Below are 13,827 nucleotides of genomic sequence, written 5' to 3' on the forward strand. Positions count from 1 at the left end.
TCATTGCTCCCCTCAAGTTCGTTTTAAGCACGCCGTAAATAGGCTCACCACCTACCTTCCGAGCTTGTCCGGAGAGATTCGTCGGCGGGGACGGTGGGGAAGTTCTTGGCCGGCTCGCACGCAATGGGCGAGTCAACTACCTACCGTTATAAGGATGTACAAGATGCGCAAGGTCTTTAAAGCATTTGTTCGCGACGAGCGTGGCGTAAGCGCCATGGAATACGCAGTGTTGGCAGGCATCGTAGTGCTCGCTCTCGGCGGCATATCAGTTGCATTCAAGAGCAGCACGACTTCGATGTTCAGTGGATTGTTCACCAAAGTAACCTCGGCGCAAGGCAGCTAATCGCCTCGCTGGAGATCCGGCTGCCCGCTGGCCGGATCTCCGCCCTACTCGCCTCCGGATTGTGTCGATCGTGCTACTCCCCCTGACCCTTCGCCTGATTGTCCTGTGTGCGCTGTTATGGCTCGCGGTATTCGACATCCGGTTCCGGCGTCTGCCCACCAAGGCCGTGCTCGCCATAGGGGCGCTATTTTTCATCGAAGCATTGTTTGTCCGGATGCCGCTCGGGGATGTGCTGCAACACGTGTTGCTCGCCCTTGGCGTGTTTCTTTTTTGCGCGCTCCTGTTTGCGGCGAACCTGCTCGGCGGTGGCGACGCAAAACTCGCAGCAGTCATTTTCCTTTGGGCTGGACTAAGGTTGTGGATGCCTGCGCTGACCTTGATTTCCGTGATCGGCACGCTGGTGTCACTCATCAGTCTTGCCACGAAACGAATGAACCCTGAGCACCGATCCACGTCGATGCGCGTTCTAGCAATGTTCTCAGGTGCGCGCGGTGTGCCTTACGGCGTTGCGCTCGCATTAGGCGGCGGTACGGTCATTGTGCTGCCAGTTTTGCTCTCAATGTTTTTAACGCGATAGTACGGCGTCCTATGTCCAACATCATCAAATTCAGCGTGCTTCTGGTAGGCGCAGTCCTGATCGCGTTGATCGTGCGCGTCGTCGTGGTCAGTGCATCGCACTCGGCGGCCAAGCCGGTCAGTACAGAAAAGGTCCTCGTCAGCGCAGCCGATCTGCCGCAGGGGTTATTGCTGCGAGACGAAGACCTCACGTGGAAAAAGTTCCCGGTCGAAAGCATTCCGCCCAACGCGATCATTTCCGGTGCGCCGGGCGCCGCTGACCTCAAAGGTGCATTGCTACGCCACCCGGCAGCGATCGGCACGGTCCTCGTCTCTGACGATGTCATCTTGCCGAACGCACCAGGCTTCCTGGCGGCGACGCTCAAGCCCGAGATGCGCGCCGTGTCGGTCGCCGTGGATGACGTATCGGGAAACGCCGGTCTGATCCAGCCCGGTGACTACGTAGACCTGTTGCTGACGCAGCAAATGGAACGGCGCACTGATTCGCCGGACCTCGCCGTGTCGAGTGAAACGGTGGTCGAGCGTGTACGCGTCCTCGCAGTGGGTTCGGAAATCAAACGTCCCAAGACAGGAGATGCGCCTGACATCAACAACCGCGCCCGCACGGTCACCCTGGAAGTGACGCCGCGCATGGGCGAAGTCGTCGCGGTTGCCGCGCGGCTCGGCAGCCTGTCGCTGGCGTTGCGCAGCTTCGCCACCGTTACTCGCGACACGGCGGCGCCGTTTGCAGGCAGTGCCGCGACGTCAGCGCCGGTGTGGGCCGGCGACATCTCGCGTGCGGTACGCGACTTGCCGCGAGCGCACGTCATCCCGGCCACCTCGTCGATATCCACTGTGTCGGTTTCGGCCATGCCCCGCGCGGTGACGATTTACAGAGGTTCCGAAAAGGCAGACGCGACAACGAGCGTCGCTCAGGCCAACGGCACACCGGCGCCCGGCGATGTGCCGCCACTGCCTGCCGTACCTGCACCGCGCTGATACACGCCCAAATCGGTGGGATCAAACCCACTTGCCAGGATAGAAAGTCATGAAAACGCAGTTCGGTTCGATTCGAAAGGAGCTCGGGGCTATCGCCTTTGCCGCCGCATGCAGCGGGACATGTGTCGCGCCCGTATTTGCTGCGTCGCCCGTGTCGTCGTCGCAGGCCGCGCATGAACTCGCGCGCACAGGCATGCCCCGCTCCGCTGCTGCACCGGCGAACGCTGACGCCAACTCGCCTTTGGCACCGACGCAAGGCACGCTGGAAGTGGGCGCAGGAAAAGGCGTACTGGTTCGACTCAATGAGGACGCGGTGTCCGTGTTCGTCGCCGATCCGAACGTGGCCGACGTGCACGTACCCTCGCCAAAGGCGGTGTTTGTACTGGGCAAGAAGGCCGGCACCACAACGCTCTATGTGCTCGGCGCAAACAACAAGACACTGGTTCAACGCACCGTGTACGTGGGACGCGATATGGACTCGTTGCGCACCATGATCACCGCGCGTTTTCCAAACCTGAACGTGCAATTGACAACCGGACAGGGTTCGCTGATGGTGACGGGACAAGCTCCAAATTCCACCGATGCCGACGCGGTCGTGGATTCGCTTACGCCCTATCTCGCAGACAAGGAGGTGCTGGTCAATCGCATGACAATCGATCGTCCTTTGCAGGTGCAATTGCGCGTGCGGATCACGGAAGTGGATCGTAACGTCACGCAGCAATTGGGAATCAACTGGCAGGCAATGGGCAATGCCGTCGGCAATATATACGGCGGAATTTTCAGCGGCCGGTCGATCTATAACCTCAACCAGCCGCTGACCAACGCAGCCGGCGGCACCACGTACCCCGTCAATTTGCCGACCAACAATGCATACTCGTTGTTCGGCGCGTTCAAGACGAACAATGTCGATATCCGCGCGTTGGTCGACGCGCTGAATCAGGAAGGCCTGCTGACCGTACTGGCAGAACCGAACCTCGTGGCACTCTCGGGACAGACAGCGAGCTTTCTCGCGGGCGGCGAATTCCCGATTCCGGTATCGCAGACCAACGGCGCGATTTCGGTTGAATTCAAGCAGTTTGGTGTAAAGCTAGATTTCACGCCGACCGTGTTGAACGATCACCGCATCAGCCTCAAGGTACGTCCGGAAGTCAGTCAGATCGATACGTCGGTGAGTGTCACCACGGGCGGCATCACGGTGCCGGGACTGAGCGTTCGTCGTGCCGATACCACCGTGGAACTCGGAAGCGGCCAAAGCTTCGCCATTGGCGGGCTGCTCCAGAGCAATACAACGGACATCATTTCCCAGGTCCCGGGCATGGGCTCGATTCCGATTCTGGGCAAACTGTTTTCATCGACGAACTATCAGAACAACAAGACCGAGCTGGTCATCATGGTCACGCCGTATCTGGTCGAGCCAACGGACCCGTCGAAACTGCGCTCGCCGCTGGAATCGCTGACGTCGCCGAGCAATGACGTCGAATACAGCTTCAGCCGTCAAGCCGGCGCACCGGCCGACGCCGCACAACCGCGTCTTGTCGGCGCAGCCGGTTACGTTTACTGAGCCAGACACCATGAAATCAGCCCGCCTTCTCACCCTTGTTCTCGCGTGCACCTTCGCTGTCGGACTCAGCGGCTGTTTCAAGCCGCCGCGCGGCATGCCGGACCAGACAACTATCGGCTTCGACGGCAAGTCGGCGCTGCCGCCGGACTGCGACAGCCTCTCCCGACCCTCCCTGCTCACGGACGCCGGCTGGCATCGGCCGGACATGCAATGGGGCTGCGCGACCTACACCAATCTGGCTGCTCAGATAGCGAACCCGAAGGACCTCGTCGCGCCTGAAAAGCTCGGACCTGCCGACGCAGCTGTAGCTGCGGGCGCCGTTCACCGGTACAAGAACGGCCGGGTCATTCCCCTCGACACATCGACGTCGCGCGATTCCAAATGACCCCGGTCAGCGACACCTTCGAGAAGAGCACATGAGCACAACAGAGTTCAGGGTATCAAAAGCGAAATCGGGCGCGCGCGTTGCCGATTTCATCGCGTTCGTGACGGATCGGACGACCGAGCAGATCCTCAAGAGCTTCGTCCTCGAAGAGGCAATGCCGCACGTGCATATCGTGCTCGGCAACATTGACGAAGCCATTGTGTATCTGTCGAAGATAGAACGCTCACCGCAATTCCTGCTCGTCGACCTGCATGGCTCGACCATGCCCTTGTCAGACCTCGGCCGGCTCTCCGAAGTCTGCGAGCCATCCGTACAAGTGGTCGCGCTTGGTGAGCGCAACGACGTAGGACTGTTCCGCAGCCTGCTGAAACTCGGTGTGCGCGATTACCTGGTCAAGCCGCTGACCGTTGAACTGCTCAAGCGCACCTTCAGCATGCAGGATGGAAAGGTCAACCCCGTGACGCTGGCGCGTGCTGGAAAAACCATTGCGTTCGCGGGCGCACGCGGCGGTGTGGGCGTCACCACGCTCGCGCTCAACGTAGCGCGGCACCTTGCCGAAGAGACACATCGGCGGGTCGCCTATGTCGACCTGAATATTTACGGCGGCGCAGCGAACAGCATGCTCGGCATTCAGAGCAACAATGGCCTCACCGATGTACTGCATAACGTGAACCGGCTTGACCCGCAATACGTAGAGCGTACGCTGGTCGCGAAAAGCCGGCGTCTGTTCGTATTGTCTTCGGAACTCGATCTGGGTGCGGCCGCGCCGTTCGAGGCGGCTGCTCTTCCGCGCGTGCTGGACCTGCTGTGCGACAGTTTTCACTACGTGATACTGGATATTGACGCACCCTCCACAACGCTCGCACAACAAGCTTTCGACCATGCAGCGCGCGTTTATCTGGTCGCGGACCGCACCGTGCATTGCACGCGTGAAAGCATGAGGTTGCTGCGGTTCATCGAAGATCGCGATAACAATCCGCCGACTTCGATCTTGCTGAACAATCCAAACTCTGCGACGGCCGGCAAGGTTCAGCCCGCAGATTTCATGCAGGCTGTGGGCCGCTCCACTCTTTACGAAGTTCCGTTCGAGACGAAAGCCGTATCGATTGCGGAGAATCTCGGCGAGCCGGTCATGGAGAAAACGCCCGCAGGGTTCAACCAGACCATCGCGCGCATTGCACGGGATCTGACGGGACAGCACTCCGCTGCGAAACTCACGTTCTTCCAGAAACTCAAGTTGAGGAAAGGCTGATGTTCGGTCAGAAACAACTCGTCCAACCCGGCCCCAAGCTCGCGGATAGTGCGCTTGTCGATCCGCTGGCGTCGCTCGAGGCCGTCATCGCCGCGGCTACGCAGTCGACTGAGGCACCGCGTCCCGCTCTGTCTTCATCCCCCGCTCCGGCGGCTACCGACGGCAACGAGATGCTGGTCCGCTCGGAGCTTTTCAAGACCATCCGCGCGGCCGTGTTTGCGTCCATGAACGCCTCGGCCGTAGTCGGCAAAGGCCGCGAGCAAATGAAGCCGGGCGTCGATAAGCTGGTTGGCGAGATTGCCGAACGCGAGCGTCTGAATATCACGGTCACCGAGCGTGGGCAGATTGTGGGCGAATTGCTCAACGACATGTTCGGCCTCGGTCCGATCGAACCGCTGCTCGCCGATGAAACCATCACGGACGTGCTCGTCAACGGTCCAGACCAGGTCTATGTGGAGCGCCATGGCCGCCTTGAATTGACGCCATACAAGTTTCGTGATAACGCGCACGTGGTCAACGTGGCGCAGCGCATAGCGGCAGGCGTGGGTCGACGTGTCGATGAAAGCAGTCCGATGGTCGACGCGCGTCTCGCCGACGGCAGCCGCGTAAACGTCGTATTGCCCCCCCTCGCCATCCATGGCGCCACCATCTCGATCCGGAAATTTTCAAAGCGCAACATCACGCTGCACCGGATGGCGCAGCAGGGCAACATGTCGGCGCAAATGGCGAACGTGCTCAAGCTCGCGAGTACCTGCCGCCTGAATATCATCGTGTCGGGTGGCACGGGTTCCGGCAAGACAACCTTGCTCAACGCGCTTTCGCATTTCATCGATACAGGCGAACGCACCATCACCATTGAAGATGCGGCCGAGCTGCAACTCGTGCAGCCGCACGTGGTCAGTCTTGAAACGCGACCCGAAAACGCCGAAGGGCTTGGCGGCGTTGCGCAACGCGATCTCGTTCGTAATGCGCTGCGGATGCGTCCAGACCGGATCATCCTCGGCGAAACGCGCGGGCCTGAAGCGTTCGACGTCCTGCAAGCCATGAACACCGGCCACGACGGTTCGATGACCACCATCCACGCAAACACGCCGCGCGACGGCATCACGCGACTGGAGAGCATGGTCATGATGGCAAACGGCAACCTGCCGCTGTTGTCGATCCGCCGCCAGATTGCGAGCGCCGTGCACATGATCGTGCAGATCGAGCGGATGCGCGACGGCATGCGCCGTGTCACACGTGTTACCGAGCTTGTCGGCATGGAGGGCGACGTCATCATCACGCAGGACCTCTTCACGTTCCGCTACGACGCGACGGCCTACAGCGAAGAGGTCAAGGGCGTGTTCGAGGTGGGCGCCATGCGTCCGGCTTTTATCGCGCGGGCTGCTTATTACGGGCTAGAAGACGCCCTGCTCGATGCAATGAAGTCATGAGCACTGTCGACCTCCTGACCATGTGTTCGTTCGCCGCCGCCCTGCTGCTGGGCGTGATGGTGTTCACGCTCCAGGACATTCGCAAGAACCAGCCGGACGCGCGCGTCAAGGCGCGCATGCGCCTCGCATTTGCGGTAAGCGCCGCGAACAAGAAAACACCGGGCAAGTTCGAAACCGACTTCTTCAACGTGATCCAGAGCGACAACGCCATGACGCGATGGACCCGGCCAAAGCTCGCGCGGCTGAACACGGTGGCCGGGGCCAAGGGTTTGCGCATCGTGATAGCGGCCACGATCGCAGGCGAGTTGCTTGCGCTGGCCATGACAACTTTCATGCCGTTGCCGGACATCGCAACGCCCATCCTGATGACCGCATTGCCTGTGCTCGGCGCAATGCAGGCGTATCGCTTCCTGATTGACCGCTTTCGCAAACGCTTTCTCGATTCCTTCCCCGATGTGATCGACATGATCGTTCGCGCAGTGCGTGCCGGCGTGCCTGTCACGCACGTGATCGGCACCGCGGCCGATGAATGCCCGGAACCGTTGCGGCGCGAATTCAAGCGCATGAGCGACGCGCTCCAGGTCGGCCTCGATCTAGAGGAGGTGCTGGCGGTCGCGGTCAGCCGTATCGAGATCGCGGACTTCTCCTTTTTTTGTGTATGCCTGCTCTTGCAACGCGAAACTGGCGGCCAGCTCGGCGAGACGCTGGAAAACCTGGCAGGTATCGTCCGCACCCGGCGTGAAATTCGTCAGAAAACCAAAGCGCTCACCGGGGAAGCGCGCATCACGACCAAGATCCTGGCGGCGATTCCCGTGATCATCATGTTGAGCATGTATGCCCTCAATCGCGATTATCTGATGGTGCTGTTCGGAACGCCTGCGGGCCACAAGCTGATGACGTTCGCGGCCATCTCGATCTCGATCGGACTCATGGTGGTGAACAAGATGTCCAAACTGGATACATCGCGATGAGCAATGAAAGCATTGAAACACTCATCAACCTGACGATGCTGCTCGCGCTATTCGCGGTCCTGGCGATATGGTGGGCAACCAAGCATGGCGGCAAGCGCGGCCGCATCGCCGAGCGGGCCCGCACAGCCGCGCTCGAGCTGCGGGTGGGCCATAGTCGTGGCGCCGAGGAGGACGAGACGCCGGCGAAACGTGCGAAGGCCCTGCTGCGGCTTGCAAGGATTGGCGACAGACTCCCGCTCTTCGACGCGAAGTACCGGATGAAGCTGAAAAAAACCATGGTGCGTAGCGGATATCGCGGCCCCCGCGCTGTCTCCATCCTGCTCGCCGTGAAGTTTGTCTTCGGTCTGACATGTGCGGCGCTGACCGTCATGCTCGGGTCGGATATCCCCGTGCTCGGCGCGTACCCGGCGTTCCGCGGCATCCTCATGCTGGCGGTGTTCATCGTCGGCATGATCGTGCCGGAATATTTCGTTGCGTGGCGTTCGTCGCGGCGCCGCAAAGCGATGGCCGGATGCCTGCCGGATGCGCTCGACCTGCTCGTGATCTGCACGAACGCGGGCAACAGTCTGGGCGTCAGCATCCGGCGCGTCGCCGACGAACTCGCGATGATCTGCCCGCCGCTCTCTGACGAATTCGCCCTGACCGCCGACGAACTCAAGCTCTCTGGCGACAGCACGCGCGCACTGCAGGAACTGGCGGAACGAATCGACCTGCCTTCCATTCGCGCGTTGATCTCCACGCTTACGCAATCGCTGCGTTACGGCACGCCGATCTCATCGGCATTGCGCACCCTATCGCGCACCGAGCGGCTTGCTCACATTCTCTCGCTCGAAGAAAAGGCCGCGAAGCTCGCGCCGAAGATGGTCGTACCCATGATGCTGTTCATCCTGCCAGCGGTCGTCGCGATCGCGGCTGGCCCCGCTGTCATCCAACTCCTTGCTTATGTGGCCACCCAATGAAAACCGATAAAGCTCCCGACGCCACGTGCCTGTCCGCCGCTGGCGGCGCGGCCCGACGTTTTTATGCGCTGGCTCTGGGCCTCCTGACCCTTGCAGCATGCGCCGCCTGCACCACCACGACACGGCAAGTTTCCGAAGTAAGGCCCGTCCTCCAGAACAACATGCCGAGCAGCATGAGCGAATTGCGGCTCGCGGACTCCGCACTCGACTCGGGCAATATTGAACTCGCGACCACGTTGTACAACAAGGTGCTGCAGGCAAACCCCAAGTCGGTCGCGGGGATCACTGGACTCGGTAACACGCTTTACGCCGTGGGCGATTTCACGCGGGCGGGTGTCTACTATGACCGCGCAATCAAGATCGATGCGGATGCGGTGACGCCCATGATCGGGGCAGCGCGCGTGGCGATACACCAGCGCCGTTTCAACGACGCGATCAAGACATATCGCGACGTACTCGCCCGCGCTCCGAATGACCCGACAGCGTCTGCCGGGCTTGGCGCCGCACTCGACCTGAACAACGACCACGCCGGCGCTCAGGCCGTCCTCAAGCAGGCTCTCGTCGCGAATCCCGGCGATCCCATGCTGAGCGTCAATCTTGGCTTGTCGCTGATTCTCGGCGGCAATCCACGCGAAGGCGCCAACGTGCTGCTCGATGTCACGCGTTACCCGGGCGCTCCGCCACAAGCACGCCAGAACCTCGCACTTGCCTATGGGCTGATGGGTAACAGCGAGGCCGCCGCAGAGATTCTGGGCCACGACCTGCCGAAGGCGTCTGTACAGGACAACCTCCGTTTCTACGACATTCAGCGTGCGCATCTGCCGCAAGCCGGAGGTACAGCGCCAGCAGCGTTGCCCGTCGCGACCGTTCAGCGTGTCCCGGCGGTGGCAATCCAGTCGGCGAGCGTTCGATGAAAGCGCGTGGACCACACCGGCCGCTCGCGCCGTTTGCGCGAATGCTGGCGGACAGCCGCGGCGTTTCGGCCATCGAATTTGCTCTTGTCGGACCGGTCGTCTTCATCCTTATCCTCGGGACGCTGGAAATAGCGCTCGACATGTTCGTGGATGCATCCGTTCAACTTGCCGCACAAGCCGCTTCGCGGGTCGGACTGACTACCGTGGACCCGGCTTCGGGAACCCGCGCGGATCAGGCCAAACAAATTGTGATGGCCACTCTCGGACGCTGGCAGAAAATAGGTGCGACCGTGACCATTGCGACGCTCGACTATGGATCCTATGGCAATGTGGGCACCAGCAACTACACCAGTGACCTTGGCGATTTCGGCAACGTGGTGTCCTACAACATTACCGTGAAAATGCCTGGATTCTCCGGGATTCCCCAGTTGCTCGGCGTTAGTACGCTGACCTTCCAGCGCAACTACATCGTCCAGAACGAAAAATGAAAAATACGTTCAAGAGCCGGCGGCCGCTCTCGATCACACGCGTTGGTTCACATGCACGATTGCGCCGCTTCCTGCGTGCAGACGGCGGCAGTGTCGCGATCGAGTTCGTGCTCATTGTTCCATTGATGTTCCTCGTGCTGCTTGGGTTCACAGAAATCTACCTCTATATGCGGGCAGTTAGCATTGTCGAGCGCACGGCATTTACGCTCGCCAATTCGGTCGGTCAGATGACCCAGGTCATCAACGATCCATCTACCGCCACTGCCAGTAATCTCGGCGCAATCTGGCAAGCGGCGAGCGTGATCGCCGCACCCAACGACCTCCAGGGGAAAGGTGGCGTGATACTCACGTCCATTTGCGACAACACTAACAACTGCGGCGCGAATGTGGTGCAGTTGATCCCGCCCACGAAAGGCTCGCCAACGATTTCATGGTCCCAGAAAGCCTCCTGGATGAGCAAGAACGGACCATCTTCAAAAATCACATCGTCCAGCATCCTGCCCAGCGGCTGGCCATTCTATGCGGGTGATTCCGCCACTGCCGTCGAGGTCTTTTACACTTACACGCCGTTCGCGATGACCGCTCCCTTCTGGAGCAATGCGCCGCTCACGCTAACCATCTACAAAGTGGTTTATGTGCGCCAGCGTTCGGGCCAGCCGCTCAAGCTTGCTGCGTCCAGTTAGCCGCGCGGCGCTCTGGAAACATCCAATGATACCCATCCCCGATTCTTGCGCGCCAGCCGCGCCTTCACCCTCTGTCACAGCGCTCATGACTGGAGACAGCGGCGTCGTCACGATGATGTTCGCAGTCTGTGCAAGCCTGATGTTCGGCGCAATGTGCACGGCGCTTGATCTGATCGACTACGAAATGACGCAAGCGCGCATGCAGATGGCCCTTGACGTGGCGACGATTTCCGCAGGCGTCGATCTCGCGCACTATGCCGATCCGGCCGGCAAGGATTCGTCGGCATGGAAGGCGGACGCACGCGCGTTTTATAACGGTAACATGCCGAAGGGCTACCTGGGCCTGACCATGCCCGACGCCAACTTCAAGGCTGCGGTCAGCGGAGCCCCGGCGACTGGACAGACTATCCAGCTCACGGCTGCTGGCTCGATTCCGTTGCTCGCGCCGTATTTCTTCGGGAACGCTGCGGGTAGCGGAAGTAGCGGGACGGGTTCCGGGTCAGGGTCGTCGAATACACCGACAACAAGCACCGTGTCCGCCGCCAACTCCGCGTTTCGCTTGCCGCAAAGCACGCTGGAACTTGCGCTCGTGCTCGACAACACCGGGTCGATGGCCGATTACGCCAGCACCGACCAGAGCCAGGGAACCAAGATCGCGGGATTGCGCTCTGCGGCAAACACGCTCGTCGCAAGCGTGCTCGGCCAGTCCGGCAATCGCTCGTATGTGGGCCTTGTTCCGTTCACGACCATGGTCAACGTCGGTTCATCATTGTCAGCATCCGGCAGTTGGCTCACCCCCGCGGCCAGCGACAAAAACAGCTACAACTCGGCGGGGATTTCGTCGAAGTATCAGTCGTCGGGAACGGGATCGGGCTGGGCCGGATGCCCGGTAGAACCGCGGGTCGGGAGTGCGAAGCAACTGTTTCCGAAGGCCTACGCACCAGCCGATTCGCCAGGCTTCACGCCGTTCTACTACAACGTGCCGCCACAGGGCTTCAAGATCACCAACTACGACAGCAGCAAAACCAAGTGCGCGGTAACCAGCGTCAACAGCGTGCTTAATGTACCCCTGACCTACCAGACCAACGGTTCGGCCAGCTACTGCGGCACGGTAAGTGCAACCCCTGTCTACAACGCGTGGGGACAGCCGGTCGCCACCGGCAGCACGCTGCCCGCAACGACCACGTGGGATCAAAACGGCACCTCGGGATCGCGGCCGTGTTCGATCCAGCCAATGCAGTTCCTGACGCAGGACATCAATACACTGAACAGCGCGATCAACCAGATGCAGGCCAACGGTTCGACCATCATCCCTACCGGCTTGCTGTGGGGATGGCGCATGGTCTCTTCGGCGTGGTCGCCGCAAGTGTCAGGTTCAAACGGCTGGATATCGTCCGATGCCAACCTGCCCCGCCCTGAAGCGACCACCCAGGGATTGCAACGCGTGGTGATCGTCCTGACCGATGGTGAGAACGACCCGGGCACGGCAAACGGCATCATGCCTTCCCCGTCGTTCAACGGTCTGTCCGGCGTCGGGAACAGCACGCTGACAGCGCCAACAGGCGGCCCGACCAACGGTTCGATGACATCCGTGTCGGACATCAACACGTTCCAGCTTTCTGTCTGCAACGCGATGAAGAACGAAGGCATCACCATTTATTCCATCACGTTCGGGACCTACGGGACCGACTCGGCAAGCAAGCAAGCGCAGCAGACCATGCAAAGCTGCGCGTCACCCGGTAACTACTACCATGCGCCGACCAACGCGGCGCTCACCTCGATCTTCCAGCAGATTGCCGGCAATCTCGGCATCCTGCGGCTGACTCGCTGAGCTTCATGCGGGCGATGCCAAGGCGTCGCCCGTTTGCCCGAAAAATTCAGGTAGTACTTAGGTTTCCTGATGTATATCACTCTGACCAGCGAACTCTCTTTCGTTTCAACACGCTGCTTCTTGTCGGTTAATTATTCTGCCTCGAGCACAAACACAGGCTTACCCACCGGCATCTTTTTCTGCTTGTGCTTGATCCCATTTCAATAACTGCCGTACACCCGTCAACAAACTCATCTGACTATCAAGATTCTTCTGGCCAGGCCGTTAGAAGCCACATACAACCCGCAACGTAACGTCTTGATGATGAGTAGAAACCGCCATTTGCATCAGTGGATCACCGGCACCGCCAGCATCGCCGCGATGGGACTGCTTTGCGCTTCGTACGTCTCTTCTGCCTTGGCGGAGGACACCCCGGCTCCGGACAACGCACAGCACATGTTCACGCTGAGCGGCTTCGGAACGCTCGGCATGACCCATTCGAGCCTGGACACAGCCGACTTCACGAGTACCGCATTCGAGCCGAACGGTGCCGGCCATAGCCGCAAGTACGACTTCGCCGACGACAGCAAGATCGGCCTGCAGCTCACCGGCCAGTTCACCGACAAGCTATCGGCTGTTGTCCAGATTGTGTCCGAGCATCGCTACAACAATACGTTCGTGCCAACGCTCGAGTGGGCCAACGTAAAGTACGCCATCACCCCCGACCTGAGCGTGCGCGCCGGGCGGATCGAACTGCCCACCTTCCTGAACTCGGATTACCGAAACGTGGGTTATGCAAATCCCTGGGTGCGGGTGCCGATCGAGGTGTACAACACTGTGCCGATCACCAATAGCGACGGCGCGGACATGTCGTACCGGTTGCGTCTGGGCGCTGTCGCGAACACTGTTCAGCTGCTCTACGGCTACAGCTCGTTTCACGTCAACCCGGGCATGCTCAAGGCATATGGAACCGCGATAACCGGTGTGTTCGATACCGTCGAATACGGCAACCTCACGCTGCACGCCGGATATCTTCACGCCAACGTCAAGCTGGATTTCCTGCCTGAAAAAGAACCGGTGAATGTCTACAGCATCGCCGCGGCCTACGACAGTGGCCCGTGGTTCGTTCAGGGCGAACTCGCACGCGTCACCGTGAACCAGGTCACGCCGGGCTACGTGAGCGGCTATGTGACAGGCGGTTATCGCCTGGGCAAGTTCACGCCGTTCGCCACCTACTCGCAAGCGCATTCTCTTGACCGCCCCACTCTCGCCTACAACTACAACATGGGGCAGAAGGACATTTCGTTCGGGTTGCGCTGGGACGTCGTCAAGAACGTGGATCTTAAAGTGCAGTACGACCATGTCTGGCTGCCCGCAAACTCAACCGGCTCATTCATCAACTTCCAGCCGAACTATCAACTCGGCAGCGGCACGAATGTGATCAGCGCCGCGCTCGACTTCGTCTTCTGATGAG

Annotated in this window: 14 protein-coding genes; all 14 read left to right on the forward strand. The window is 60.3% G+C overall.

From position 1 onward, the window contains the following. Positions 1-163 precede the first annotated feature (163 nt). The 14 genes from AXG89_RS40780 to AXG89_RS40845 all read left to right on the forward strand — a co-directional run bounded on the left by AXG89_RS40780 (position 164) and on the right by AXG89_RS40845 (position 13,823). The gene (locus tag AXG89_RS40780; RefSeq protein ID WP_075357676.1) at positions 164-343 is read left to right on the forward strand and encodes a Flp family type IVb pilin; all 180 of its coding nucleotides are present in this window, start codon (positions 164-166) and stop codon (positions 341-343) included. Between the two features lie 70 nt (positions 344-413). Then, positions 414-920, forward strand: coding sequence for an A24 family peptidase (locus AXG89_RS40785; protein ID WP_236873646.1), 507 nt, complete (start codon positions 414-416; stop codon positions 918-920). Positions 921-931: 11 nt separating this feature from the next. Beyond that, entirely contained in the window at positions 932-1,897 is a 966-nt protein-coding gene (gene cpaB, locus AXG89_RS40790; RefSeq protein WP_075357475.1) for a Flp pilus assembly protein CpaB, read from the forward strand. 49 nt (positions 1,898-1,946) lie between these two features. After that, positions 1,947-3,458, forward strand: coding sequence for a type II and III secretion system protein family protein (locus tag AXG89_RS40795; RefSeq protein WP_075357474.1), 1,512 nt, complete (start codon positions 1,947-1,949; stop codon positions 3,456-3,458). Between the two features lie 10 nt (positions 3,459-3,468). Continuing rightward, complete coding sequence (locus AXG89_RS40800) at positions 3,469-3,843, forward strand: CpaD family pilus assembly lipoprotein (protein ID WP_075357473.1); 375 nt, start codon at positions 3,469-3,471, stop codon at positions 3,841-3,843. A gap of 31 nt (positions 3,844-3,874) precedes the next feature. Beyond that, a complete protein-coding gene (locus AXG89_RS40805) occupies positions 3,875-5,095 on the forward strand; it encodes an AAA family ATPase (RefSeq protein ID WP_075357472.1) in 1,221 nt (406 codons plus the stop codon). Further along, positions 5,095-6,528 (forward strand): CpaF family protein, encoded by a 1,434-nt coding sequence (locus AXG89_RS40810; RefSeq protein ID WP_075357471.1) that lies wholly within the window; start codon positions 5,095-5,097, stop codon positions 6,526-6,528. Before AXG89_RS40805 ends, AXG89_RS40810 begins: the two co-directional genes overlap by 1 nt. Beyond that, a complete protein-coding gene (locus AXG89_RS40815; RefSeq protein WP_075357470.1) occupies positions 6,525-7,499 on the forward strand; it encodes a type II secretion system F family protein in 975 nt (324 codons plus the stop codon). The genes AXG89_RS40810 and AXG89_RS40815 overlap by 4 nt, the downstream gene beginning before the upstream one ends. After that, positions 7,496-8,458, forward strand: a complete 963-nt coding sequence (locus AXG89_RS40820; protein WP_075357469.1) for a type II secretion system F family protein — start codon at positions 7,496-7,498, stop codon at positions 8,456-8,458. The genes AXG89_RS40815 and AXG89_RS40820 overlap by 4 nt, the downstream gene beginning before the upstream one ends. Further along, positions 8,455-9,372 carry a tetratricopeptide repeat protein gene (locus tag AXG89_RS40825; protein ID WP_083637569.1) on the forward strand — a complete coding sequence of 306 codons (918 nt, stop codon included), beginning with the start codon at positions 8,455-8,457 and terminating at the stop codon, positions 9,370-9,372. Before AXG89_RS40820 ends, AXG89_RS40825 begins: the two co-directional genes overlap by 4 nt. Positions 9,373-9,413: 41 nt before the next feature. Continuing rightward, the gene (locus tag AXG89_RS40830) at positions 9,414-9,860 is read left to right on the forward strand and encodes a TadE/TadG family type IV pilus assembly protein (RefSeq protein WP_236873647.1); all 447 of its coding nucleotides are present in this window, start codon (positions 9,414-9,416) and stop codon (positions 9,858-9,860) included. After that, positions 9,857-10,543, forward strand: a complete 687-nt coding sequence (locus AXG89_RS40835) for a TadE/TadG family type IV pilus assembly protein (RefSeq protein ID WP_075357467.1) — start codon at positions 9,857-9,859, stop codon at positions 10,541-10,543. Before AXG89_RS40830 ends, AXG89_RS40835 begins: the two co-directional genes overlap by 4 nt. An 85-nt stretch (positions 10,544-10,628) precedes the next feature. Then, the gene (locus tag AXG89_RS40840; RefSeq protein WP_236873648.1) at positions 10,629-12,374 is read left to right on the forward strand and encodes a VWA domain-containing protein; all 1,746 of its coding nucleotides are present in this window, start codon (positions 10,629-10,631) and stop codon (positions 12,372-12,374) included. Between the two features lie 300 nt (positions 12,375-12,674). Continuing rightward, positions 12,675-13,823: a hypothetical protein gene (locus AXG89_RS40845; protein WP_143325512.1), complete on the forward strand. Its 1,149-nt coding sequence runs from the start codon at positions 12,675-12,677 to the stop codon at positions 13,821-13,823. Positions 13,824-13,827: the final 4 nt, after the last annotated feature.

Origin of the sequence: Burkholderia sp. PAMC 26561 (assembly GCF_001557535.2) — a bacterium.
Taxonomy (GTDB): domain Bacteria; phylum Pseudomonadota; class Gammaproteobacteria; order Burkholderiales; family Burkholderiaceae; genus Caballeronia.

Excerpts from the sequence above, each read along its gene's own strand:
- AXG89_RS40780 (WP_075357676.1), top strand. The coding sequence starts at position 164 with ATGCGCAAGGTCTTTAAAGCATTTGTTCGCGACGAGCGTGGCGTAAGC.
- cpaB (WP_075357475.1), top strand. The coding sequence starts at position 932 with ATGTCCAACATCATCAAATTCAGCGTGCTTCTGGTAGGCGCAGTCCTG.
- AXG89_RS40795 (WP_075357474.1), top strand. The coding sequence starts at position 1,947 with ATGAAAACGCAGTTCGGTTCGATTCGAAAGGAGCTCGGGGCTATCGCC.
- AXG89_RS40800 (WP_075357473.1), top strand. The coding sequence starts at position 3,469 with ATGAAATCAGCCCGCCTTCTCACCCTTGTTCTCGCGTGCACCTTCGCT.
- AXG89_RS40805 (WP_075357472.1), top strand. The coding sequence starts at position 3,875 with ATGAGCACAACAGAGTTCAGGGTATCAAAAGCGAAATCGGGCGCGCGC.
- AXG89_RS40810 (WP_075357471.1), top strand. The coding sequence starts at position 5,095 with ATGTTCGGTCAGAAACAACTCGTCCAACCCGGCCCCAAGCTCGCGGAT.
- AXG89_RS40815 (WP_075357470.1), top strand. The coding sequence starts at position 6,525 with ATGAGCACTGTCGACCTCCTGACCATGTGTTCGTTCGCCGCCGCCCTG.
- AXG89_RS40820 (WP_075357469.1), top strand. The coding sequence starts at position 7,496 with ATGAGCAATGAAAGCATTGAAACACTCATCAACCTGACGATGCTGCTC.
- AXG89_RS40825 (WP_083637569.1), top strand. The coding sequence starts at position 8,455 with ATGAAAACCGATAAAGCTCCCGACGCCACGTGCCTGTCCGCCGCTGGC.
- AXG89_RS40830 (WP_236873647.1), top strand. The coding sequence starts at position 9,414 with ATGCTGGCGGACAGCCGCGGCGTTTCGGCCATCGAATTTGCTCTTGTC.
- AXG89_RS40835 (WP_075357467.1), top strand. The coding sequence starts at position 9,857 with ATGAAAAATACGTTCAAGAGCCGGCGGCCGCTCTCGATCACACGCGTT.
- AXG89_RS40840 (WP_236873648.1), top strand. The coding sequence starts at position 10,629 with ATGACTGGAGACAGCGGCGTCGTCACGATGATGTTCGCAGTCTGTGCA.
- AXG89_RS40845 (WP_143325512.1), top strand. The coding sequence starts at position 12,675 with ATGATGAGTAGAAACCGCCATTTGCATCAGTGGATCACCGGCACCGCC.